The sequence below is a fragment of the Enterobacter sp. J49 genome, assembly GCF_002148625.1.
Classification (GTDB): domain Bacteria; phylum Pseudomonadota; class Gammaproteobacteria; order Enterobacterales; family Enterobacteriaceae; genus Enterobacter; species Enterobacter ludwigii.
On record NZ_MWPY01000033.1, the window covers coordinates 70,428 to 91,784 of the forward strand.

Consider the following 21,357-nt stretch of genomic DNA (forward strand, 5'->3'; position numbering starts at 1 on the left):
AATGAATGAGTTTTCCATCCTTTGCCGCGTGCTGGGTACGCTGTTCTATCGTCAGCCGCAAGACCCGCTGCTGGTTCCACTCTTTACCCTGATTCGTGAAGGGAAACTGGCGCAAAACTGGCCGCTGGAACAGGATGAGTTGCTGGAGCGTCTGCAAAAAAGTTGCGATATGCAGCAGATTTCAACGGATTACAACGCACTGTTTATTGGCGACGAATGCCGCGTTTCGCCGTACCGTTCAGCCTGGCAGGAAGGGGCGACGGAAGCGGAAGTGCGCGCGTTTCTCTCTGAACGCGGAATGCCGCTGACGGATACCCCTGCGGACCATATCGGAACGTTGCTGCTGGCTGCATCCTGGATTGAAGATCACGCCGCTGATGATGAGAACGAGGCTATCGAAACGCTCTTCGAAGCGTATCTGCTGCCGTGGTGCGGTACTTTCCTCGGCAAAGTTGAAGCACATGCGACCTCGCCGTTCTGGAGAACGCTGGCTCCGCTGACCCGCGACGCCATTGCGGCAATGTGGGATGAGCTGGAAGAAGAGGATGAAGAGTGATTTAGTTCACATAAATTCTGCAATCATACATTTCATCTTGCACGGAATGTGCATCTGATCTCATTTCCATGGTGCGCTTCTGCTAAGATGCGCACCATGAACATTTTACTTTGTATCGCATTAACGACAGGCATTCTCTCCGGACTATGGGGATGGGTGGCGGTCTCTCTCGGGTTGCTCAGCTGGGCCGGGTTTCTGGGCTGTACGGCCTACTTTGCCTGCCCGCAGGGCGGCGTAAAAGGGCTTTTCATCTCTGGCTGTACCCTGATGAGCGGTGTTATCTGGGCACTCGTGATTATGAAGGGCAGCGCGCTGGCCCCGCATCTGGAGATGCTGGGCTATATCATGACCGGCGTAGTCGCGTTTTTGATGTGTATCCAGGCAAAGCATATGCTGCTGTCGTTTGTACCCGGTACCTTTATGGGCGCATGCGCGACGTTTGCAGGGCAGGGGGACTGGGCGCTGGTGCTTCCCTCGCTAATGCTGGGGTTGGTGTTTGGCTATGCCATGAAGAACAGCGGCCTCTGGCTGGCCGCCAGACGGGATAAAGCGCAAAACATCACTGCGGTAAGCGAATAAAAAAAGGCGAGATGATGATCTCGCCTTTTTTATGCGCTTCCTGTCAGGATTCCGGAGGCACCGACATATCGCGGTATTTAACCAGTATCGGGTTTTGCGCCTCTGCTTTGTTCTGCAGGTCCCACAATCCACGATCGATACCATCATTAATCAGGAAGATTACTCCGGTTTCTATGGCTGACATCAGACACATCATGACCGGTTCGTTAGAGGTATACCCGATTTCACCCTCCAGCAAACGCTGGTAATCGATGAAGCGGAAAACCCCGGCCTGCACTTCATAAGAAAGAATGGTTTTGCTGGTCGTTACCGAAGAGAGCACTTCGCCCGTGCTGACGTTGACGACACGCAGGTTTACGGCGATTTGGTCGAGCTGATATTGCGTATCAGCACCGATACCAAAGTAACGCGCGCCCACACCACCCGATTTAACGTTGCTTTCATAACCAATAATCGATCCCTCGATCATGACGTTCGCCGCGGCCAGTGATTCCAGCGGCATGCGGTTATTATTCGCGACGGTGCCATTTTCCTGCGCAGCGCGAATAATTTTCCGTTCATTTAACAGGTTCTGCAGACCCTGACGTTCCAGAGGAATAAACCAGTGCGAATCCTTCAGGGCGGTCACCAGCATGGCGGTGGCGCTCTGTGGCACTGCCGTAGAGAAGTTACTTGCCGGATAAGGTTTAAATTGTCCCGTTTCATCCTGAATGTTGTAAACCGAGACAAATATTTTACCGGTCGGCGCAGGTAAATGTGTTAAATCACGATAGCTTTGAGCCCGAGGCATTAATGTTGGTTTTGCAGCTTCTTTAGGTGGAGCAGTTAAACAACCGCTCAATAAGCACACTGCAACAAATATCAGGAAGCGCTGCATGATCGTTGTCCTTATTTCGTTGTTGTTTAAAAGTTCGTTGAATCACTTTGTAGACCGGAAACCTGAATGGTGGAGGTTTTCCCGGTTTTTCGATCGGTAACGTTCAACTGGAGTTGTCCGTCCTTGTTGGCGATGTCGACAATGAAGTCGTTGGTCACCATTCGGCCGGGTTTGCCGGTATTAATGTTGGTCAGCAACCCTCCCAAAATCTGCGACTGGATAGCCTGCGTGAAGTTGTCCAGTGCCGATGGGGTATCGACGCTAAAATCCTTAAAGCTGGGATCCTTATAGGAGTTTTGCGCCTGGGCTTCGTTCAACAGAAACGCCCCATTATTGGGATTACCGCCAAAGTTAGGGTTACGGAACTGGAACGTCATATTTCCGGCCCAGCTTATAGGGGTTATTAGCATTATCGAAACAACTGCATATGCAATACGCATGACAGCCTCCGGATATAGGTTCGCTAGAATTCGTCTTTTGCTAAATCGCTGGTGCTTAATAGCGCTTTATCAATTTGCAGGCGATTAATAGCATCTTCTGATTGAGCCAGTGCTAAGGCTACGTTTTTATCGAAGTCTATTTTCGTGGGGAATAAAAATGTTTGATAAATAACGTCCTGATTAGCCGTTATTGTTATCCAACTTCCCCATCGTGCACTGGGCCGCTCGTTGATTGTTATATTTCCAGTAAATGTACTGTCCCATTTGTCACTGAATGCACGATAAAAATTGTGCCCGACCGAGGAGACAGTGTGGTCTGTTAACAATCCGGGAACTTCGACCTCGACGGCCCGTACGTTCCCGGCAGCGAGCATGAAACTCGCTGCGGCGATCCAACTCAACGTGCGTTTCATTTGATTAACGCCTGAGGTTATCGTTTGCCCATGAAACAGCCTGAGTTCGGTTCTTAACAGCTATCTTCTTGAAAAGATTATAAAGGTGCGTCTTTACCGTATTTTCGCTGATAAATAACGAACGGGCGATTTCAATATTTGAAGCACCAATGCGCAATTTGTTCAGGATCTCTTTCTCACGGTGCGTTAGCAGCGCTGACTCTGAACTGTTATAGCGGTAATTTCCGGAGTGCGTGATGAGGTAGCTGGCAAGTTTTTGCGAAAAATAACACTCGCCGCGCAATATACCCTGCAGACCTTCGACCAGCCGATCTTCTTCTTCCGTGATATAGAACACACCATTGATATGCGGCCAGCTTTCAATATCTCTGAAGGGATACTCATCAGGGGTATTCAATAATAACACGCGGATGTTATTGTTTTTCCTGCTTAAATTATCTTGCCAGTAATGGATAAGCTTTTTATCCGCTTCCATCATATCAATCAGAATGATACTGCCAGGTGCAATATCATCAAAAGAACGTTGAATATTATGTAATTTCCCGTGCAGAGACAGCGATTGCTTTAAATGTTGTAATAAAGCGGTCGCTTGCAACGAAGGTTTTGTGATCAACAGTAACGTATGACCATGTAAACTTTGGACTTCATTATACATGATGAAACCCCACTTTTTTATGACACCTGACAGCGGTCCTCCAGATAAAAAAGAGGACCCCAGAAGTACTGACAGATGTTGCACTGCTGTGTGAAGAAAAAAACCATAACCTCCAGCAGGAGGTAAATATAAAACAAATTTCGTACATCTGATTTCAATCTAGCTATTACTAACTTTAAAGCAAGTGTTAAACATGTAACGGGATGTAAAAATCAATATTAATTTGTGAAATTGGACTCTTTTAAATGTTGTGGAATGATAAGAAAGTTGTACATATAAATAACCCTGCACAGATTTTAAAAATCATACAAATATTTATAATAATTTGATTTTTATGAATATTAATTATTTATTTCTTCCCGTAAAGAGGTATGAGTCACAGAGATTTTCTAAGTCCTGTAATGAACGGTGCTGCGTCTTAAGAAAACAGGTCTCGTGTTACGTGTTGTGTAAAATGTCCTCCTGGCGTTTCGTTTAGCGTCCGTTGCATGGGGGCTTTACCCCTCTCGTCCCGCTGCGTAATCGATTATTAAGAAAAGCTTAATAGAAAAATAAGAACCCCGGTCTATAACGTTTTTTTGCATGGAATTACTACTTTGAGGTGACGTGATAAATAAAAATAAGCCACGCGGGTGAGATATTTAAAATGTTTCGGCAGACATACTCATCACCGTAACGACGCGTTAACAAATTACGAGTCGTTCTAACACGAAGTCACAGTAACAAGGTTATGGCGTTATCAAATAGCCAGGTCCAGGGTGACAACATGAAAAATACATCGTTATTTATGATGTTTACATTACTGGGTGCGCCTGGATTTGTAATCGCGGCTGATTCAGATTTGGCTAACGCTGAATATAACTTCACGGTTAATGAATTAAGTCGTTCATCATTAAATCAGGCAGCCATTATTGGTCAGCAGGGCATGTTAAATGATGCTCAGGTTCGCCAGGACGGGTCAAAATTATTGTCCATTGTTTCTCAGGATGGAGCAGGCAACAGAGCGAGAGTTGATCAATCAGGGACTTATAATATTGCCTGGATCGATCAGAGCGGTAGCGCGAATGATGCAGGTATTACGCAAGATGGATATGGTAATAGTGCGAAAATTATCCAAAAAGGGTCGGGTAATAGAGCAAATATTACGCAGTACGGTACGCAGAAAACCGCAGTTGTAGTGCAGAGACAGTCGCAAATGGCGATTCGCGTTATTCAGCGTTAGTTATTTAGCGGCGACTTTAATCAATCCGATGGGGGTTTACCATGAAATTTATCAAAGTGGCAGCAATTGCAGCAATCGTAGTTTCTGGTAGTGCTATGGCCGGTAGTATTAATCAAGGCGGTTGGGGTAACGGGCATGGCCACGGTGGTCATGACAGTGGTCCAAATTCAACGCTGAGCATTTACCAGTACGGTGGCGGTAACTCGGCTCTCGCTTTGCAAACCAGTGCGAGAAATTCCACACTGACCATTAATCAGAGTGGCGGCGGTAACGGTGCTGACGTTGGTCAGGGCTCTGATGACAGCTCAATTAGTCTGACTCAGAATGGTTTCGGTAACAGCGCAACGCTTGACCAGTGGAATGGTAACCACTCGGTGATGAACGTTAGCCAGTACGGTGGTGGCAACGGTGCTGCTGTTGATCAAACCGCATCCGGATCCACTGTGACTGTTCAGCAGGTTGGTTTTGGCAACCACGCGACTGCACATCAGTATTAATTTCCAGTCTGTGCTACAAAAAACAGGGCATTTGCCCTGTTTTTTTTCGGGAGTTCATCATGAATACCTTAATTCTCCTCGCGGCGCTTTCCAGTCAGATCACGTTTAAAACATCGCAACAGGGAAATATGACCACCATTATTCCGCAGGTTATTCTGACGGAACCGTGTGAATGTCAGGTGCAGATTGTCTCTTTGCGACAGGGGCAGGGGGGGCAAAGTTCTTCACGGCAACAAAACACACTTTTTATTCCCGCTAATCAGACGATTGATTTAATGCGGCTGAGTTTAAATATAGATTCCGGAGACAAGGTGAACATTACTGTCACTGTCTCTGACGGGAAATCGCTTCATTTATCACAGCAATGGTCCCCGGCGGGAAGTGCGCTCTAATGATTATGAAATCAAGACGTTGTGGATATGGCGGGCGTGCGCGGTTGAGCTATGCTGTTATCAGGAGCTGTGAAGTGCTGTTCCATAACGTGATGCTTTGTTTGCCCTAACGGAGCGCGTTTACCCCTCAAGGACGACTTTCATTGAGGAGTACATATAGTGACCAAATATTTAGCCCGACGGGTTTATGGTTTAGGTTTGATCCTCTCTGCATTTATTACCCCCGCTTTTTCAGCCACGATTGTCGACGGTGGTGTGATTCATTTTCGCGGCGCTATTGTCGCAGACCCCTGCGTGGTCACACCGCATCATGACGCGTTTGCAATGACATGCCCGGATAATAATCGGATGCAAACGCGCAGGGTCAGCTATGAAGATGTACTTAACGGTCAGGTCAACGATTCCAGCCTCGCAACTCTCAGCATGAAGTACCTTAATCCCGAAAAAACGCTCGCGGTTGTTCAAATTCAGTATCGTTAATTCTCGCTCTTCCGCTCCCCGGCGGAAGAGGTTTTTCCCCGATAGTTTTTTATCCATACCTCCTCTGCGATACACTTAAGAAAAAGGCGGGTAGCAGAGGGTACGTATGAAACCGCAAATTGAAGTCATTCATGGCGATATTACGACGATGCACGTCGACGTGATCGTTAATGCGGCCAATCCATCACTGATGGGCGGGGGCGGTGTTGACGGCGCAATCCACCGGGCTGCAGGACCGCAGCTCCTTGAGGCCTGTAAAGCTGTGCGTCAGCAGCAGGGTGAATGTCCTCCGGGTCATGCGGTGATTACCCTCGCGGGAGATCTTCCTGCCAAAGCGGTGATTCACGCAGTGGGGCCTGTATGGCATGGCGGCGATCGGCATGAGGCGAGTATTCTGGAGGAGGCGTACCGCAACTGCCTGCGCCTGGCCGCGGATAACGGCTATAAGACGATGGCTTTTCCGGCTATCAGCACTGGGGTATACGGATATCCAAAACCTGCCGCTGCCACGATCGCGGTAGAGACCGTTTACCGATACCTCTCCCTCAAGCCGATGCCTGAGAAGGTGATTTTTGTCTGTTTCGACGAAGAAACCACGCACCTTTATCAGCGGCTTCTCACGCAGCGTGGACAGGACGTAGAGAGCTAAAACAAACGCGGCGCACTGAGTGCGCCGCGTTTGTTTATGAGGCTTTAGCCTGCGGTTTTCCTGAAAAGAGGAAACGCAGGAGCGGGATCCGCAGATGGATTTCATAGAGCACGATGGCAATCCCAATCACAAAGACCAGTCCGGTAAAGAAACCCAGCGTGTTGGACGCAATATGTGGCGTGATATAAGCGCCGAAGAACAGCGTCAGCGGGTGGTGCACCAGGTAAATAAACAGTGAAGCATTGACGAAGTAGGTCACGCGGCTGGACTTAAAGTTCAGCAAGCGGTGTCCCAGCGCGAAGACCACATTTACCATCCACAGACCCAGCAGCATGGTGATCACGCTTTCTGTTTCATACATCCAGCCATCGCCGCTGCCATAACGCTGATTTAACAGATAGGCCGCAAACGCGATAGCGGCACCCAGGGCGCACCATGGCGACGGGGTGGTAAACAGCGATTTAAGTTTGGGGTGAATAAATGCCAGCGCACCGGCTAAAAAGAAGGGGATGTAAAACAGCGACTGCATCACGACGAAATTGAACAGTCCGTCACTCAGTATCGGCGGATACATGATAAACAGCGTGCGTCTCACGGCCGCATAGGCGATACCCAGCAGCAAAAAGAGCAGAGACAGTTTACCCAGCGTAATATTGGCGAAGAAGGTATCGGCCTGGGTACTCAGGCGATGGCGCAGGCGGCTGAAAATGACCAGGCTGACCGTGGTGAGCACCACCAGGACCAGCAGGAACCACAGGTGAGACACCAGTTCCCAGACCAGGGTATTGTACTTTTCATACAGCGTCAGATTTGGCCAGTTTTCCGCCTTGCCTTTGACGTACTGCAACATAATAAACTGCGGCAACGTCAGCAGGGGAATGGCGGTCAACATCGGAATGCCCACACGCTCCACGCGCACTTTCCACCAGCGTTTTACCGGGTAGCGTAAGAACAGCATGTAGGAGAAATAGCCGGATATGACAAAAAACACCTGCATACGAAAAGCATGGATAAAGTCATTAAACAGCGTGAGCCACCAGGAAGGCATCTGGCTATTCACATGCCAGGTGTGGCTGGAGTAAATCAGTGAAATGTGAAAGGGGATCCCCAACAGCATCAGCCATGCCCGGATCGAGTCGAGGAAATATTCACGTTCTACAGGTGTTGAGCTCATATAACTTTGTGCATTCTCAGACTTTTCGCCTTATCCCTAAGACTCATAATGGTTACATTCGAAGCCAACCCTACACCAAGACCGACACCCTGTCTCCAGGATAAGCACGCAAAGTGAAAAGCGGGTTCTTTCATTTGCTTAATCCATGAGCCAGCGAGCTGAACAAAGCAGTGATAATGTTGTCGGATTGCCTGAGTTTCCATTAAAATGGATCGGATCGATATAAGCACACAAAGGGGGAAGTGCTTACTTATTATGAAACATAAACCACAGATGATGAAAATGCGTTGGTTGGGTGCTGCAGTGGTGTTATCTCTGTATACCTCATCGGCACTGGCCTTTAACATCGACGATGTCGCAAAACAGGCAAAATCGATGGCAGGCAAGAGCTACGAAGCGCCAAAAAGTAACTTGCCCTCCGTTTTCCGCGACATGAAGTATGCGGACTATCAGCAGATCCAGTTCAACCATGACAAAGCGTACTGGAACAACATTAAAACCCCGTTCAAGCTTGAGTTTTATCATCAGGGAATGTACTTCGACACGCCTGTTGCCATTAATGAAGTGACGGCGACCGCGGTACGTAAAATCAAGTACAGCCCGGATTACTTCAATTTTGGCAATGTTCAGCACGATAAAGATACGGTTAAAGACCTGGGCTTCGCTGGCTTCAAGGTGCTTTACCCGATCAACAGCAAAGATAAAAACGACGAAATCGTCAGCATGCTCGGTGCCAGCTACTTCCGCGTGATCGGGGCAGGGCAGGTGTACGGGCTTTCTGCGCGTGGCCTCGCCATTGATACCGCGCTGCCATCAGGTGAAGAGTTTCCGCGTTTCCGCGAGTTCTGGATTGAACGTCCAAAACCAACCGACAAACGCCTGACTATTTATGCACTGCTGGATTCCCCGCGTGCGACCGGTGCTTATCGCTTTGTGATTATGCCTGGCCGTGACACGGTCGTTGACGTGCAGTCCAAAGTTTACCTGCGTGATAAAGTCGGCAAACTGGGCGTTGCACCGCTGACCAGTATGTTCCTGTTTGGGCCGAATCAGCCGTCACCGGCGACGAACTTCCGCCCGGAACTGCACGATTCCAACGGTCTTTCTATTCATGCAGGTAATGGTGAGTGGATCTGGCGTCCGCTGAATAACCCGAAACATCTGGCTGTTAGCAGTTTTGCGATGGAAAACCCGCAAGGTTTCGGCCTCCTGCAGCGTGGCCGTCAGTTCTCCCGATTTGAAGATCTGGATGACCGCTATGACCTGCGCCCAAGCGCCTGGGTCACGCCGAAAGGTGACTGGGGTAAAGGTAAAGTTGAGCTGGTTGAAATTCCAACCAATGACGAAACCAACGATAACATCGTTGCTTACTGGACGCCGGATCAGCTGCCGGAAGCCGGTAAAGAGATGAACTTCAAATACACCATTACCTTTAGCCGCGACGAAGACAAACTGCATGCGCCGGATAACGCGTACGTCATGCAGACTCGCCGTTCTACGGGTGATGTGAAGCAGTCTAACCTGATCCGTCAGCCTGATGGCACCGTGGCCTTTGTTGTGGACTTCGCGGGCCAGGATATGAAAAAACTGTCCCCGGATACTGCCGTTGCGGCTCAGGCCAGCATCGGTGATAACGGTGAAATCGTTGAGAACACCGTACGCTATAACCCGGTAACGAAAGGTTGGCGTCTGACGCTACGCGTGAAAGTGAAAGATCCGAAACAGACCACTGAAATGCGTGCTGCGCTGGTCAGTAACGATCAGCCGCTGAGTGAAACCTGGAGCTATCAGCTACCTGCCAATGAATAATACATCTGAATATATTGATGCCATGCCGCTGACGGACATTGAAAAAGCGGCGCTGCCTAAAAGCGACATCCGCGCGGTGCATACCGCGCTGGATGGCGAACACCGTCCGTTTTCACGTGACGATGATACGCCGCTGGGGTCAGTAAAGGCGCGTCTGGAGCAGGCATGGCCAGACTCGCTGGCAGAAGGGCAGTTGATTAAAGACGACGAAGGACGCGATCAGCTTCAGGCAATGCCGAAAGCCACGCGTTCCTCGATGTTCCCTGACCCGTGGCGCACCAACCCGGTTGGCCGCTTCTGGGATCGCCTGCGTGGGCGTGATGTTACGCCGCGCTATCTGTCGCGCCTGACGAAAGAAGAGCAGGCCTCCGAACAGAAATGGCGGACCGTGGGGACCATTCGTCGTTACATTCTGCTGTTACTGACGCTGGCGCAGACCGTGGTCGCTACCTGGTACATGAAAACCATTCTGCCTTACCAGGGCTGGGCGCTTATTAACCCTGCAGACATGATGGGCCAGGATATCTGGGTCTCCTTCATGCAGCTGCTGCCGTATATCCTGCAGAGCGGCATTCTTCTGCTGTTTGCCGTTCTCTTCTGCTGGGTGTCAGCCGGTTTCTGGACCGCGCTGATGGGCTTCCTGCAGCTGCTGATGGGGCGGGACAAATACAGCATTTCAGCCTCAACGGTCGGGGATGAACCCCTTAATCCTGAGCACCGTACGGCGCTGATCATGCCTATCTGTAACGAAGACGTTGACCGCGTATTTGCGGGTCTGCGTGCGACCTGGGAATCCGTAAAGGCAACCGGTAACGCGGCGCATTTTGACGTCTATATCCTGAGTGACAGCTACAACCCGGACATTTGCGTTGCCGAGCAAAAAGCCTGGATGGAACTGATCGCGGAAGTACAGGGTGAAGGCCAGATCTTCTACCGCCGTCGTCGTCGTCGCGTGAAGCGTAAAAGCGGAAACATCGATGACTTCTGCCGTCGCTGGGGGAATCAGTACAGCTACATGGTCGTGCTGGATGCTGACTCCGTAATGAGCGGCGACTGCCTGAGCGGTCTGGTGCGTCTGATGGAAGCCAACCCGAACGCGGGGATCATCCAGTCTTCGCCAAAAGCGTCCGGTATGGACACGCTTTATGCGCGCTGCCAGCAGTTCGCAACCCGCGTCTACGGGCCGCTCTTTACTGCCGGTCTGCACTTCTGGCAACTGGGTGAGTCTCACTACTGGGGCCACAACGCCATTATCCGCGTGAAGCCGTTCATTGAGCACTGTGCGCTGGCTCCGCTGCCGGGTGAAGGTTCGTTTGCGGGGTCTATTCTGTCGCACGACTTCGTGGAAGCGGCGTTGATGCGTCGTGCTGGCTGGGGCGTCTGGATTGCTTACGACCTGCCGGGATCTTACGAAGAGCTGCCGCCGAACCTGCTGGATGAGCTCAAGCGTGACCGCCGCTGGTGTCACGGTAACCTGATGAACTTCCGCCTGTTCCTTGTTAAAGGGATGCACCCGGTTCACCGTGCTGTGTTCCTGACTGGCGTAATGTCTTATCTCTCCGCACCGCTGTGGTTTATGTTCCTTGCGCTCTCTACTGCGCTACAGGTGGTGCATGCTCTGACGGAACCGCAATACTTCCTGCAACCGCGCCAGCTGTTCCCGGTGTGGCCGCAGTGGCGTCCGGAGCTGGCGATTGCGCTGTTTGCCTCCACCATGGTGCTGCTGTTCCTGCCTAAGCTGCTCAGTATCATTCTGATTTGGTGCAAAGGCTCGAAAGAGTACGGTGGTTTCTGCCGCGTGACGCTCTCGCTTCTGCTGGAAGTGCTGTTCTCCGTGCTGCTGGCGCCGGTGCGTATGCTGTTCCATACCGTGTTTGTGGTCAGCGCGTTCCTCGGCTGGGAAGTGGTCTGGAATTCACCGCAGCGTGATGATGACTCCACGCCGTGGGGGGAAGCCTTCATGCGTCATGGCTCGCAGCTGCTGCTGGGTCTGGTATGGGCGGCAGGTATGGCCTGGCTGGATCTGCGCTTCCTGTTCTGGCTGGCACCGATTGTCTTCTCGCTGATCCTGTCACCGTTTGTGTCAGTGATTTCGAGCCGTTCAACGGTGGGGCTGCGTACCAAACGCTGGAAACTGTTCCTGATCCCGGAAGAGTATTCGCCGCCACAGGTGCTGGTGGATACCGACACGTATCTTGAGCAGAACCGCAAACGTTCGTTGGAAGATGGTTTTATGCACGCGGTGTTTAACCCGTCATTTAACGCTCTGGCGACGGCCATGGCGACAGCGCGTCACCGTGCAAGCCAGGTACTGGAGATTGCCCGCGATCGTCACGTTGAGCAGGCGCTGAACGATACGCCGGAAAAACTCAACCGCGACCGTCGTTTGGTGCTGTTGAGCGATCCGGTTACGATGGCACGCCTTCACTACCGTGTGTGGTCTGCGCCGGAAAAATACTCTTCGTGGGTCAGCCACTATAAAGAGATTAAAATTAATCCACTCGCGCTGAAGGCGAAGTAAGCCTTCTGTGCCCGGCGGCGTTATGCTACCCGGCAAATAAAAATACCGGCTGAAAAGCCGGTATTTTTTTAGAGGTCATTGATGAAAATAATCCTCGCCGTGATGATGGCGTGTTTACTCAGCGGCTGTGGCAGCATCATCAGCCGCACCATTCCAGGGCAAGGCCACGGTAATCAGTACTACCCCGGGGTAAAATGGGATGTACGTGACTCAGCGTGGCGCTATCTCACCGTGCTCGATTTACCGTTTTCACTGGTATTCGATACGCTATTGCTGCCGATCGACGCTCAGCACGGCCCTTATGAATAGGGGAAATTAACGCTCATCCCACTCATCGGCTGCGGTCTGTCCTTCTTCCGTATCCAGCGGTGGCTCGAGCTGAAATTCGCCCTCATCCCACTCGTGCAGGGTGTTTTCTTCAAGCCATTCCTGCCGTAGTTCGATTTCGTCATAGTCGCCATCAAAGACGGCCTGCGCACCTTCTCCGCTCAGGACCGGCAAACATTCTCCTTCCTCGCCATCATCAGCAAAGAATTCGGCCTGCCACATAATATCCCCGTCCTGCAGAACGTATTTCTGGATATTAAGTTGTTGCACGTCAGCATTTTCTTCCTCAACGCCGGGATTATCGGCGAGGAACTCTTCACGAGCGGCATCAATAGCTTCTTCCAGTGTGGCGTACATGGTCATTGGTGTCTCCCTGTTTTCCTGAAGGTTTCAGGGAAAGAATAGCTGAATATCGGGTTCTGCAAGTATGAATGCAAAAATAAGCTGTCACGCGTTCGTCTTATTAACGACCGGTCGTAAAGCCCTCGATAAACTGAACCACGAATAAACCGCATTAAACAACACCACGCCCGCGGTGACGATAAACACGGCGCGGAAACCAAAACTGGCGGAAATCCCGGCTCCGACAAGCGGTCCGGTGACGTTGCCGATATCGCGAAATGACTGGTTATAGCTAAAAATGCGGCCGGCTATCTGGTTCGTTGAGTTGTACACCAGCAGGGTCTGAACCGCAGGCAGTAACGCGCCGTCTGCCGCTCCCAGTAAGAAACGCAGCAGGCCAAGCTGCCACGGTGCTTGTACCATCGACATCGGAATGAGGAGCAGAACGGAAATCACCAGGGCGCATATCAGGATTTTTTCCGGGCCCACGCGGTCCCCCAGTTTTCCCAGCCTCGGGGCGCTGAGCAGCGCTGCCACGCCGGGCACCGACGCGATAAGCCCGCTGATAAACGCAATATTACTGACGTCACCGGCCAGATCGCGAACGTAGAGCGTCAGAATAGGGGCAATCGACCCGGTTGCTACCTGAATAATCAGGGTCGTTACGAACAGGCTTAGCACCAGCCGGGGGTTTTTAAGCGAGGTCAGCACATCCCGTGCGTGGAGCATCTCTTTTCGAGTGACCGGGGTGAAACGTTCACGGATACAGAGCAGCGTGACGATAAAGCAGAGAAATAGGACGCTGGCAGTAATGAAAAAGACCGGACGCAGGCCGTAGTTATCCGCCAGCAGTCCGCCTGCCAGCGGTCCCAGCAATGCGCCGCTCACGCCACCGGTAGAGAGCGTGCCGAGCGCCCAGCCGCTTTTGTGTCGCGGAATTTGGGTGGCGATGAGCGCATTTGCGTTAGGAATAAAGCCCCCCAGCAGCCCCAGTAACGCGCGCAAAATCAGAAATTGCCAGACGTTCTGCGCAAGGCCCATCAGCGCCATGATGATGGCCATCCCCAGTGCCGAACGCAGCAGCATGATCTTTCGTCCTTTGCGATCGGCAAGGCCACCCCAGAAGGGCGAAGCAATCGCGGAAAAGAGAAAGGTGATACTGAAGACCAGGCCAGACCACATATTGAGCGCACTGTGACCGGTGACGCCAAGTTGTTCAACGTAAAGCGGCAGGAAGGGCATCACCAGGCTAAACGCCGCACCGGTGAGAAAACAGCCAAGCCACGCAACCGTGAGGTTACGCTTCCAGTTTATGGGGGCATCTGAGGGTGACATAACAATCCGCATAATGAGGTGCAAAGCACCATAGGCCTGAAGTAATAAGCCTGCTAAGTATGCGCCTGGGTTATGATCGCTGCAATGCGGAGGAGCTTTTAAAGCTAAATGAGCGTGCGGCCCTGATGGCCGCACGGAAAATTAATAGCGCGACGGCATACCCTCTGGCCGCGTTTTGAAGCGACGATGGAGCCACATATACTGCTCCGGCGCGAGCATGATGCATTTCTCAACCACTCTGTTCATCCAGCGAGCGGTCGTTTCCGCATCGTCCAGCGGCGGCGCGAGTTCCGGCTCGAGCATCATTAATTCGTAGCCTGAGCCATCCGGCTTGCGACGCGGGACAAACGGGACGATCGCGGCTTTGGACATTTTCGCCAGCATCCAGGTACCGGTGGTTGTGGCCGCCTCTTCAACGGCGAAGAACGGGACAAATACGCTGGATTGCGGGCCATAATCGTGGTCAGGGGCATACCAGATCACTTCACCTGATTTCAGCGCGCGGATCATCCCCTTCAGGTCTTTACGGTCGATCATACTTTTATTGGAGCGCATACGGCCGTTGGTCTGGATTAAATCGATCACCGGGTTATCGTTAGGGCGATAAACACCAATACCGGGTGCCTGCATGCCAAACATACGCGCACCGATCTCCAGCGTCAGAAAATGCACGCCAATCAGCAGTACGCCTGTCTTATTGGCCTGAAGCGTATGCACAGGCTCCATACCCGTCCCAGTGACTTCACTCCAGCGGGCCATCCGTTTGTCTGGCCAGAACCACGCCATACCGGTTTCCATCAGCCCCATGCCAACGGATTCGAAATTCCTGGTCACCATCTCATGACGTTCCGCCTCGCTCATCTGCGGGAAGCACAGCTCAAGGTTGCGGTAGGCAATCCTGGCGCGGCGTTTCATGAATTTTTGACCAATACGGCCCACACATTTGCCCACACGGAAAATCACAGGGTAAGGGAGTTGGACCATCAGCCATAAAAAACCAATGCCAAGCCAGGTCAACCAATAGCGGGGATGCAAAAGGGCGACAGTAAATTTCGGTAACTGGGTCATGTCTTTCCTGTGTTCTAACGTCCTGTTTAGCTATTGTCTCATTTTTTGAGGCGTAGCCAAAATGTCTGTCTTCGAAACGTGTACGAATGCAGCAATTGATAAGTCTGACTAACTAGGGTGTGTGAAATGTAGCGTAAATTGTGTGGATGTAAATTGTCATTGTTTGCTATATGATGCCGACCGATTTTTCATTCTCTCTAACGATTGCAGGACTTGTACACCATGCCAGTGTTACACAACCGCGTTTCGAATGAGATGTTAAAGGCGCGTATGTTGGCTGAAACCGAACCGCGCACGACAATCTCATTCTACAAATACTTTACCATCAACGATCCACAAGCGACCCGCGATGCGCTTTATCAGGCCTTCACGACGCTGAATGTTTTCGGGCGCGTCTATCTTGCCCGTGAAGGCATCAATGCCCAGATCAGCGTACCGGAAAGCAAAGTAAACGCCTTCCGCGACCTGCTTTACGGGTTCGATCCGGCTCTCAACGGTGTACGCCTGAACATTGCCCTGGATGATGACGGTAAATCATTCTGGGTACTGCGCATGAAAGTGCGTGAACGCATTGTCGCGGATGGTATTGACGATCCGGCGTTTAACGCCGCTGATGTCGGGGAATACCTGAAAGCGGCGGAAGTGAATGCGATGCTGGACGATCCGGATGCGGTGTTCATCGATATGCGTAACCACTATGAGTATGAAGTGGGGCATTTCGAAAACGCGATGGAAATTCCGGCTGATACCTTCCGCGAGCAACTGCCAAAAGCGGTTGAGATGATGCAGGAACATAAAGATAAAAAGATCGTGATGTACTGCACCGGCGGGATCCGCTGTGAGAAGGCCAGCGCCTGGATGAAGCACAACGGGTTTAATAAGGTCTGGCACATTGAAGGCGGCATTATTGAGTACGCCCGCCGTGCCCGTGAGCAGGGTTTACCGGTGCGTTTTATCGGTAAGAACTTTGTCTTTGACGAACGAATGGGCGAGCGTATTTCAGAGGATGTGATTGCCCACTGTCACCAGTGCGGTACGCCGTGTGATACTCATACCAACTGCAAAAATGACGGATGTCATTTGCTGTTTATTCAGTGTCCGACCTGTGCCGAGAAATTTAACGGATGCTGCAGCGAACTGTGCAGTGAAGAGAGTATGCTGCCGGAAGAGGAGCAGCGCCGTCGTCGTGCAGGACGGGAAAACGGTAACAAGATTTTTAATAAATCCCGTGGCCGTCTGAACACCAAACTGGGTATTCCCGACCCTGAATAAGGCTGATGCCCGGCAGTGCGAAAGCCTGCCGGGCGTCGTTATTATGACTTCTGCTGAACGCCTTCAACGGAAATAATCAGTTCGACATCCTGAGAAGCCGGGCCCAAATCGGTAGTAATATTAAAGTCTTTCAGGTGAATTTTACCTGCGGCTTCAAATCCGGCACGTTTACCCCCCCACGGATCGTCACCCTGGCCCATTAATTTTGCATTCAGCGTAACCGGTTTTGTCACGCCGTTGAGCGTCAGGTTGCCGGTAATATCCAGCTTATCGCCATCTTTTTTCACTTCCGTGGAGGTGAAGGTGGCCTGTGGGAATTTAGACACGTTCAGGAATTCCGCACTGCGCAAATGTTTATCGCGTTCTGCATGATTGGTGTCGACGCTGTTGGTATTAATGGTCACGTTGACTTTATCGGCGGCAGGATTTTTTTCGTCAAAGCTGAATGTGCCGTCAAAATCATTAAAGGTGCCATACAGCCAGCTATACCCGAGATGCTGAATACGGAAATTGACGAAAGCATGTTGGCCCTCTTTATCAATTTTATAGTCAGCAGCAACGGCTGAGCCGGTGGTAAATAACAGAGAACCCAGTGCGATACCCAGCAGGTGTTTTTTCATTTTAAGCTCCAGAGTCAACTGACGAGCGGCCAAGCATGCGCTTTAGCGTATCGTCTTTATCGATGAAATGATGTTTAAGGGCGGCAAGCCCGTGCAGCACGGACAGGATAACCACGCTCCATGCCAGCCAGAGGTGAATCACCCCGGCAATATCGGCCTGTGATCCCGCATCGGCAAGCGTTGCCGGGACATCAAAAATGCCAAAAACGCTTATTGGCTTACCCTCTGCTGTCGAGATGAGATAGCCGCTGATCAGAAGAGCGAAGAGCAGCGCATAAAGCGTAATATGCGCGGCAACAGCGCTGATACGGGTAAATTTACTGTGGGTCTTTGGCGCGGCAGGCGGCGGTGAAATGTGTCGCCAGATCACGCGAATAACCAGCCCCATCATCAGCAGCACGCCGATGCTCTTATGCAGCTCCGGGGCCTGGTGATACCAGCCATCGTAATAGCTGAGCGTCACCATCCAGAGGCCAAGTCCGAACATGGCATAGACCGCAATAGCAAATATCCAGTGCAAGCTTATGGATATTATTCCATAGCGCCGGGAGGTGTTACGCAATTGCATCAGGATTACCATTATCAAATAAACAGAGCAGTAAAAATGAACGGGAAGGAATGATATTGCAACTGAAATAAGTCGATATTGATTTTTATTTTATTTATTTCAGCGGTTTTGAAAATGATCCGCAAAGGTAATTCAATGTCTTCGTGCAAGACTTAACAAAGGGCTAATTGAGGAATTGTTCTAACTTAAGTAAATATAAAGTAATGTCAATAAATGTCAGGCAGGCTTTCAGTAAAATACAATGTAAATAAAATCAATGATGGCCAGCAGCGCCCACAATAAGATATAGAGCATCAAATGCTCACGAATATTATTGATGATAAAACCCACAACTTTGCGCATAGCGCCCCGCAAACCGTAACAAAAAGACGGGCTCCGGAACGTCCGAAGCCCGTGGTGGATTATCCGTTAAAACGTGAAAGAGAGAAGGGCGTCAGATCAAACTGCGGTGTAATACCCTGGGCAAACTGCGCGGCAATTTCACCCAGCACCGACGCGAACTTAAAGCCGTGACCGCTCAGACCGGTGATGAGCAATGTGTTCTCATGCCCGGGCAGCGTATCGATAATAAAGTCTTCGTCCGGCGTGTTGTCGTAGGTGCATGCCGCGCCATAGAGTAAGCCACCGACGCCCGGCAGAATATTTCGCAGGAACGAGAAGGCTTCAGAGCCATCCTGTGGGTAGGCGCCAAACGGTTTACGTTCTTCAGGAGAGGAGATGATTTGTCCCCCATTGTGTTTCCCGATTTTGAGCGCGTCTTTATCCGAAGGGAAGCCGTAGAACTGATCGCCGTTGGGTAACTCGCCGGTGAACGCCGGGAATTTATTCTGCGTACTGTAACGGCCATCAGACTGGAACCAGGAGAAGACCTTGCGCACCGGCTGTACGGGAAGGTCTGGCAGCAGACGGGTTACCCAGGTACCTGCACTGATGAGCAATCGGGAGGCCGTGTACTCTCCGTCCAGGGTTGTCACCGTGACGCCGTCAGCGTCATGTTTAATGGCTTCGACCGGGCAATTGAAAAGCTGGGCGCAGCCTGCTTTCGCGGCCAGCGCTATCCAGGTTTTTATTGCTGTTTCGCAATGCAACACCCCAGAATGGGCTTCAAAGAGACCAACATAATCGTCCGGGACGGTGATTTCCGGCCAGCGTGACATGATCCCCGCCGCGTCGAGCTTCTCAACGTCCAGGTTGAATGTCTTCGCGCTGCGTTCGACGCTGGCGAGAAAATCAGAGCGGGCAGGACCAAGGTTAATGATACCGGTGCGTTCGAAAATGCGCTCCTCAGTCTGTTTAGCCAGTTCGTCCCAGAGCGCTTGCGCGCGAAGTACCAGCGGGACATAGCGCTCGCCTTCACCATAGGCGTGACGAATGAGGCGAGTATCGCCATGATGACTTCCCTCTGAATGAGGGGGAAGATGGGCATCTATCATCAGAACCTTGAGGCCAGCCTGGGTGGCATAATATCCGGCGGCAGAACCAACGGAGCCGCTACCAATAATAATCAGATCATATTTCATGGGCATCTCTTAAACTAACGCTTTGTTAGCAGAGTAATTAACATCGGGGGCTTATACAAGGGAGAAATAAATAAGGCACCCCGAGGGTGCCTGTAGAGTGAAAAGTGGGCTAAACGCTAATGCCGTTTATACTCATTTTCCTGGTAGTCGCCAGATTCTATTTTTGCGATGCCTGCTTCCAAAATAGAAATAAACTGACGGGCGACGTCTGTCGTAAGCCACAGCGTCTGTCCAACTTCCGCTTCTTCACGGTTCAGCTGATTTGGGGTCTGGTAGTGCAAACGCAGCATCAGTGCATCGTAGCTGTCTACGGTACTGATATCCCAGCCAACGAGTGGGTGGGTCTGGATGACTTCGCTATTCTTTTCCATTATAACCCCCATAATGCGTGTTAGAAGACAACGACTTCGAGGTTCAATGCATGTTTTTCTGAAGCAACTTCAGTATACAAGTAATAAGGGTTCCTAAGGGAAAAATAAACAGCTAGCAACACATTTTTCTGCTTTTTAGGATTGTTCGAACAATAAAACACCATGTTGTTCACGATTTTTAAAGAAGTTGCCGAATTAATTTGAACTTTCTGGATTTTCAGGCGAAAAAAAGCCGGGGCGACCCGGCAAAAAAACACAATGAGGGAGCAGTGTTAATCTGTGATGAACCAGTCGTCGGCGCTTTCCCACGTTTCCTGCAGGATTTCGGTGATACGCGCTTTATCTTCTTTCGCGCCGCCAATGACGGAGAGGTTGTTTGCGGCCGCGTAACGCACCGTTACGGCACCGTCGTTTTCGGGAAAGGTGTTGTTAATACGACGGGATAATTCGCCTGCAAGCGCATCAAGCGCGCCGGCAGGCAGAACGGTAGTTTTGGCTATGGTGACTTCAATACGCATAAATGCCCCCTGTGTAACATACTGTTTATTTATACAGGTATATTATCGGTTTGACAACAAGGGGCACTGATTTTTTAGCGTTTTACCGTCCAGCGAACGGTTTCACCTGCCAGGAATGGGATCAGCGTGTCATCGGTCAGTGGAATGGCTTCCTCAACCTGGCTCTCTTTACGTTCCAGCTCAATGAAGGTCTCATTGACCGGCAGCCCATAAAAACGGGGGCCATTGAGTGAGCAGAACGCCTCGAAATGCGGCAGGGCATTCATCTCTTCAAACACGGTTGCGTAGCTTGCGAGAGCGGTTGGGGCATTAAAGCAGCCCGCACAGCCGCAGCTTGCTTCTTTGCGATGACGCGCATGAGGTGCGGAATCCGTGCCCAGAAACGCACGGGAGAAACCGCTGGCAACCAGTTCGCGCAGCGCCTGCTGGTGAATGTTACGCTTGAGGATCGGCAGGCAGTACAGATGCGGACGTATACCGCCAACCAGCATGTGGTTACGGTTAAACATCAAATGCTGTGGCGTGATGGTGGCGGCGATAAGCTCGTTACCGTCGCGGACATACTCAGCGGCATCTTTGGTGGTGATGTGCTCGAAGACCACTTTGAGCGCGGGAAGGCGCTGACGCAGGGGCTCCATCACGGTGTCGATAAAACGGGCTTCACGGTCAAAGATGTCGATCTCGGCATGCGTGACTTCACCGTGAACCAGCAGCGGCATACCCAGTTTCTGCATGCGCTCCAGCACCGGCATGATGGCATCAATGCTGGTAACGCCGTGGCTGGAGTTGGTGGTGGCATTGGCCGGGTAAAGTTTCGCAGCGGTGAACACGCCTTCGTTAAACCCGCGCTCCACTTCGTTTGGATCCAGGGAATCGGTCAGGTAGCAGGTCATCAGCGGGGTGAAATCATGGCCCGCCGGGACGGCATCCAGAATGCGCTGGCGATACGCCATTGCGGCATCGACGGTGGTGACTGGTGGCACCAGGTTAGGCATGACAATCGCGCGGCCATAAATTTCGCTGGTATAAGGCACGACGGTTTTGAGCATATCGCCATCGCGCAGATGGATATGCCAGTCGTCAGGGCGGCGGATTTTAAGAACCTGGGGTTGTGCAGTCATGGAAGCTCCGGCTTGTCAGGAATCAGTCATT

26 protein-coding genes are annotated in these 21,357 nt (G+C 51.3%); 11 read left to right on the forward strand and 15 right to left on the reverse strand.

The window, feature by feature from the left end; translation table 11 throughout:
• Window position 1 precedes the first annotated feature (1 nt).
• Window positions 2–556, forward strand: coding sequence for a molecular chaperone (locus BJP35_RS13090; protein ID WP_020884703.1), 555 nt, complete (start codon window positions 2–4; stop codon window positions 554–556).
• Between the two features lie 96 nt (window positions 557–652).
• Window positions 653–1,135 (forward strand): DUF1097 domain-containing protein, encoded by a 483-nt coding sequence (locus tag BJP35_RS13095; RefSeq protein ID WP_143349636.1) that lies wholly within the window; start codon window positions 653–655, stop codon window positions 1,133–1,135.
• A 43-nt stretch (window positions 1,136–1,178) separates the two neighbouring features.
• On the opposite strand, the gene csgG is transcribed toward BJP35_RS13095, so the two are convergent.
• Genes csgG through csgD form a run of 4 tightly spaced genes read right to left on the reverse strand, consistent with a single transcriptional unit; the run spans window position 1,179 to window position 3,520 of the window.
• Entirely contained in the window at window positions 1,179–2,012 is an 834-nt protein-coding gene (gene csgG, locus BJP35_RS13100; protein ID WP_014169519.1) for a curli production assembly/transport protein CsgG, read from the reverse strand.
• 26 nt (window positions 2,013–2,038) lie between these two features.
• Window positions 2,039–2,452, reverse strand: coding sequence for a curli production assembly/transport protein CsgF (gene csgF, locus BJP35_RS13105; protein WP_020884701.1), 414 nt, complete (start codon window positions 2,450–2,452; stop codon window positions 2,039–2,041).
• 23 nt (window positions 2,453–2,475) lie between these two features.
• Window positions 2,476–2,865: a curli production assembly/transport protein CsgE gene (gene csgE, locus BJP35_RS13110; protein ID WP_020884700.1), complete on the reverse strand. Its 390-nt coding sequence runs from the start codon at window positions 2,863–2,865 to the stop codon at window positions 2,476–2,478.
• 4 nt (window positions 2,866–2,869) lie between these two features.
• The gene (csgD, locus tag BJP35_RS13115; protein ID WP_020884699.1) at window positions 2,870–3,520 is read right to left on the reverse strand and encodes a biofilm master transcriptional regulator CsgD; all 651 of its coding nucleotides are present in this window, start codon (window positions 3,518–3,520) and stop codon (window positions 2,870–2,872) included.
• A gap of 766 nt (window positions 3,521–4,286) precedes the next feature.
• Between csgD and csgB the strand changes: the two genes are divergently transcribed.
• The 5 genes from csgB to ymdB all read left to right on the forward strand — a co-directional run bounded on the left by csgB (window position 4,287) and on the right by ymdB (window position 6,760).
• Window positions 4,287–4,742 carry a curli minor subunit CsgB gene (gene csgB / locus BJP35_RS13120; protein WP_020884698.1) on the forward strand — a complete coding sequence of 152 codons (456 nt, stop codon included), beginning with the start codon at window positions 4,287–4,289 and terminating at the stop codon, window positions 4,740–4,742.
• Window positions 4,743–4,783: 41 nt separating this feature from the next.
• Entirely contained in the window at window positions 4,784–5,239 is a 456-nt protein-coding gene (gene csgA, locus BJP35_RS13125) for a curli major subunit CsgA (RefSeq protein WP_014169524.1), read from the forward strand.
• Window positions 5,240–5,298: 59 nt separating this feature from the next.
• Window positions 5,299–5,631 carry a curli assembly chaperone CsgC gene (gene csgC / locus BJP35_RS13130; RefSeq protein ID WP_014169525.1) on the forward strand — a complete coding sequence of 111 codons (333 nt, stop codon included), beginning with the start codon at window positions 5,299–5,301 and terminating at the stop codon, window positions 5,629–5,631.
• 159 nt (window positions 5,632–5,790) lie between these two features.
• Window positions 5,791–6,111, forward strand: coding sequence for a hypothetical protein (locus tag BJP35_RS13135; RefSeq protein WP_014169526.1), 321 nt, complete (start codon window positions 5,791–5,793; stop codon window positions 6,109–6,111).
• A gap of 106 nt (window positions 6,112–6,217) precedes the next feature.
• Window positions 6,218–6,760 (forward strand): O-acetyl-ADP-ribose deacetylase, encoded by a 543-nt coding sequence (ymdB, locus tag BJP35_RS13140; RefSeq protein ID WP_014169527.1) that lies wholly within the window; start codon window positions 6,218–6,220, stop codon window positions 6,758–6,760.
• A gap of 34 nt (window positions 6,761–6,794) precedes the next feature.
• On the opposite strand, the gene mdoC is transcribed toward ymdB, so the two are convergent.
• Window positions 6,795–7,934 carry a glucans biosynthesis protein MdoC gene (gene mdoC / locus BJP35_RS13145; RefSeq protein ID WP_047744317.1) on the reverse strand — a complete coding sequence of 380 codons (1,140 nt, stop codon included), beginning with the start codon at window positions 7,932–7,934 and terminating at the stop codon, window positions 6,795–6,797.
• Window positions 7,935–8,189: 255 nt separating this feature from the next.
• Here mdoC and mdoG point away from each other — a divergent pair, with 255 nt between their 5' ends.
• From mdoG to BJP35_RS13165, 3 genes are all read left to right on the forward strand, one after another.
• Window positions 8,190–9,743: a glucans biosynthesis protein MdoG gene (gene mdoG, locus BJP35_RS13155; protein ID WP_025204472.1), complete on the forward strand. Its 1,554-nt coding sequence runs from the start codon at window positions 8,190–8,192 to the stop codon at window positions 9,741–9,743.
• Window positions 9,736–12,264 carry a glucans biosynthesis glucosyltransferase MdoH gene (gene mdoH, locus BJP35_RS13160; RefSeq protein WP_032681268.1) on the forward strand — a complete coding sequence of 843 codons (2,529 nt, stop codon included), beginning with the start codon at window positions 9,736–9,738 and terminating at the stop codon, window positions 12,262–12,264. The genes mdoG and mdoH overlap by 8 nt, the downstream gene beginning before the upstream one ends.
• 81 nt (window positions 12,265–12,345) lie before the next feature.
• The gene (locus BJP35_RS13165; RefSeq protein ID WP_020884695.1) at window positions 12,346–12,573 is read left to right on the forward strand and encodes a YceK/YidQ family lipoprotein; all 228 of its coding nucleotides are present in this window, start codon (window positions 12,346–12,348) and stop codon (window positions 12,571–12,573) included.
• 6 nt (window positions 12,574–12,579) lie between these two features.
• Here BJP35_RS13165 and BJP35_RS13170 read toward each other — a convergent pair whose 3' ends face one another.
• From BJP35_RS13170 to BJP35_RS13180, 3 genes are all read right to left on the reverse strand, one after another.
• Complete coding sequence (locus tag BJP35_RS13170) at window positions 12,580–12,954, reverse strand: MysB family protein (RefSeq protein ID WP_020884694.1); 375 nt, start codon at window positions 12,952–12,954, stop codon at window positions 12,580–12,582.
• Window positions 12,955–13,038: 84 nt separating this feature from the next.
• Window positions 13,039–14,268 (reverse strand): multidrug efflux MFS transporter MdtG, encoded by a 1,230-nt coding sequence (gene mdtG, locus BJP35_RS13175; protein ID WP_040017130.1) that lies wholly within the window; start codon window positions 14,266–14,268, stop codon window positions 13,039–13,041.
• A 141-nt stretch (window positions 14,269–14,409) separates the two neighbouring features.
• A complete protein-coding gene (locus BJP35_RS13180; RefSeq protein ID WP_014169534.1) occupies window positions 14,410–15,336 on the reverse strand; it encodes a Kdo(2)-lipid IV(A) acyltransferase in 927 nt (308 codons plus the stop codon).
• Window positions 15,337–15,558: 222 nt separating this feature from the next.
• On the opposite strand from BJP35_RS13180, the gene BJP35_RS13185 reads away from it, so the two are divergent.
• Complete coding sequence (locus tag BJP35_RS13185) at window positions 15,559–16,608, forward strand: rhodanese-related sulfurtransferase (protein WP_032677865.1); 1,050 nt, start codon at window positions 15,559–15,561, stop codon at window positions 16,606–16,608.
• Between the two features lie 41 nt (window positions 16,609–16,649).
• Here the strand turns inward: BJP35_RS13185 and BJP35_RS13190 are convergent, their stop codons facing one another.
• From BJP35_RS13190 to pyrC, 7 genes are all read right to left on the reverse strand, one after another.
• Complete coding sequence (locus tag BJP35_RS13190) at window positions 16,650–17,228, reverse strand: YceI family protein (RefSeq protein WP_020884691.1); 579 nt, start codon at window positions 17,226–17,228, stop codon at window positions 16,650–16,652.
• Between the two features lies 1 nt (window position 17,229).
• Complete coding sequence (locus tag BJP35_RS13195; RefSeq protein WP_032670551.1) at window positions 17,230–17,796, reverse strand: cytochrome b; 567 nt, start codon at window positions 17,794–17,796, stop codon at window positions 17,230–17,232.
• Window positions 17,797–18,024: 228 nt separating this feature from the next.
• Entirely contained in the window at window positions 18,025–18,138 is a 114-nt protein-coding gene (locus tag BJP35_RS13200; RefSeq protein WP_079231171.1) for a DUF2770 family protein, read from the reverse strand.
• Window positions 18,139–18,197: 59 nt separating this feature from the next.
• Window positions 18,198–19,316, reverse strand: coding sequence for an N-methyl-L-tryptophan oxidase (gene solA / locus BJP35_RS13205; protein WP_020884688.1), 1,119 nt, complete (start codon window positions 19,314–19,316; stop codon window positions 18,198–18,200).
• 116 nt (window positions 19,317–19,432) lie between these two features.
• The gene (gene bssS / locus BJP35_RS13210) at window positions 19,433–19,687 is read right to left on the reverse strand and encodes a biofilm formation regulator BssS (RefSeq protein ID WP_008500827.1); all 255 of its coding nucleotides are present in this window, start codon (window positions 19,685–19,687) and stop codon (window positions 19,433–19,435) included.
• 272 nt (window positions 19,688–19,959) lie between these two features.
• The gene (dinI, locus tag BJP35_RS13215; protein ID WP_020884687.1) at window positions 19,960–20,205 is read right to left on the reverse strand and encodes a DNA damage-inducible protein I; all 246 of its coding nucleotides are present in this window, start codon (window positions 20,203–20,205) and stop codon (window positions 19,960–19,962) included.
• A 74-nt stretch (window positions 20,206–20,279) separates the two neighbouring features.
• Window positions 20,280–21,326 (reverse strand): dihydroorotase, encoded by a 1,047-nt coding sequence (pyrC, locus tag BJP35_RS13220; protein ID WP_086463317.1) that lies wholly within the window; start codon window positions 21,324–21,326, stop codon window positions 20,280–20,282.
• Between the last annotated feature and the right edge of the window lie 31 nt (window positions 21,327–21,357).

Bases quoted from the DNA above. Each gene is read 5' to 3' on its own strand.
- BJP35_RS13095 (WP_143349636.1), top strand. From the start codon at position 653: ATGAACATTTTACTTTGTATCGCATTAACGACAGGCATTCTCTCCGGA.
- BJP35_RS13170 (WP_020884694.1), bottom strand. From the start codon at position 12,954: ATGACCATGTACGCCACACTGGAAGAAGCTATTGATGCCGCTCGTGAA.
- pyrC (WP_086463317.1), bottom strand. From the start codon at position 21,326: ATGACTGCACAACCCCAGGTTCTTAAAATCCGCCGCCCTGACGACTGG.
- BJP35_RS13180 (WP_014169534.1), bottom strand. From the start codon at position 15,336: ATGACCCAGTTACCGAAATTTACTGTCGCCCTTTTGCATCCCCGCTAT.
- BJP35_RS13090 (WP_020884703.1), top strand. From the start codon at position 2: ATGAATGAGTTTTCCATCCTTTGCCGCGTGCTGGGTACGCTGTTCTAT.
- csgB (WP_020884698.1), top strand. From the start codon at position 4,287: ATGAAAAATACATCGTTATTTATGATGTTTACATTACTGGGTGCGCCT.
- BJP35_RS13185 (WP_032677865.1), top strand. From the start codon at position 15,559: ATGCCAGTGTTACACAACCGCGTTTCGAATGAGATGTTAAAGGCGCGT.
- mdoG (WP_025204472.1), top strand. From the start codon at position 8,190: ATGAAACATAAACCACAGATGATGAAAATGCGTTGGTTGGGTGCTGCA.
- mdtG (WP_040017130.1), bottom strand. From the start codon at position 14,268: ATGTCACCCTCAGATGCCCCCATAAACTGGAAGCGTAACCTCACGGTT.
- mdoH (WP_032681268.1), top strand. From the start codon at position 9,736: ATGAATAATACATCTGAATATATTGATGCCATGCCGCTGACGGACATT.
- mdoC (WP_047744317.1), bottom strand. From the start codon at position 7,934: ATGAGCTCAACACCTGTAGAACGTGAATATTTCCTCGACTCGATCCGG.
- csgC (WP_014169525.1), top strand. From the start codon at position 5,299: ATGAATACCTTAATTCTCCTCGCGGCGCTTTCCAGTCAGATCACGTTT.
- csgG (WP_014169519.1), bottom strand. From the start codon at position 2,012: ATGCAGCGCTTCCTGATATTTGTTGCAGTGTGCTTATTGAGCGGTTGT.
- csgD (WP_020884699.1), bottom strand. From the start codon at position 3,520: ATGTATAATGAAGTCCAAAGTTTACATGGTCATACGTTACTGTTGATC.
- BJP35_RS13190 (WP_020884691.1), bottom strand. From the start codon at position 17,228: ATGAAAAAACACCTGCTGGGTATCGCACTGGGTTCTCTGTTATTTACC.
- csgE (WP_020884700.1), bottom strand. From the start codon at position 2,865: ATGAAACGCACGTTGAGTTGGATCGCCGCAGCGAGTTTCATGCTCGCT.
- csgF (WP_020884701.1), bottom strand. From the start codon at position 2,452: ATGCGTATTGCATATGCAGTTGTTTCGATAATGCTAATAACCCCTATA.
- BJP35_RS13200 (WP_079231171.1), bottom strand. From the start codon at position 18,138: ATGCGCAAAGTTGTGGGTTTTATCATCAATAATATTCGTGAGCATTTG.
- BJP35_RS13195 (WP_032670551.1), bottom strand. From the start codon at position 17,796: ATGCAATTGCGTAACACCTCCCGGCGCTATGGAATAATATCCATAAGC.
- bssS (WP_008500827.1), bottom strand. From the start codon at position 19,687: ATGGAAAAGAATAGCGAAGTCATCCAGACCCACCCACTCGTTGGCTGG.
- csgA (WP_014169524.1), top strand. From the start codon at position 4,784: ATGAAATTTATCAAAGTGGCAGCAATTGCAGCAATCGTAGTTTCTGGT.
- BJP35_RS13165 (WP_020884695.1), top strand. From the start codon at position 12,346: ATGAAAATAATCCTCGCCGTGATGATGGCGTGTTTACTCAGCGGCTGT.
- solA (WP_020884688.1), bottom strand. From the start codon at position 19,316: ATGAAATATGATCTGATTATTATTGGTAGCGGCTCCGTTGGTTCTGCC.
- dinI (WP_020884687.1), bottom strand. From the start codon at position 20,205: ATGCGTATTGAAGTCACCATAGCCAAAACTACCGTTCTGCCTGCCGGC.
- ymdB (WP_014169527.1), top strand. From the start codon at position 6,218: ATGAAACCGCAAATTGAAGTCATTCATGGCGATATTACGACGATGCAC.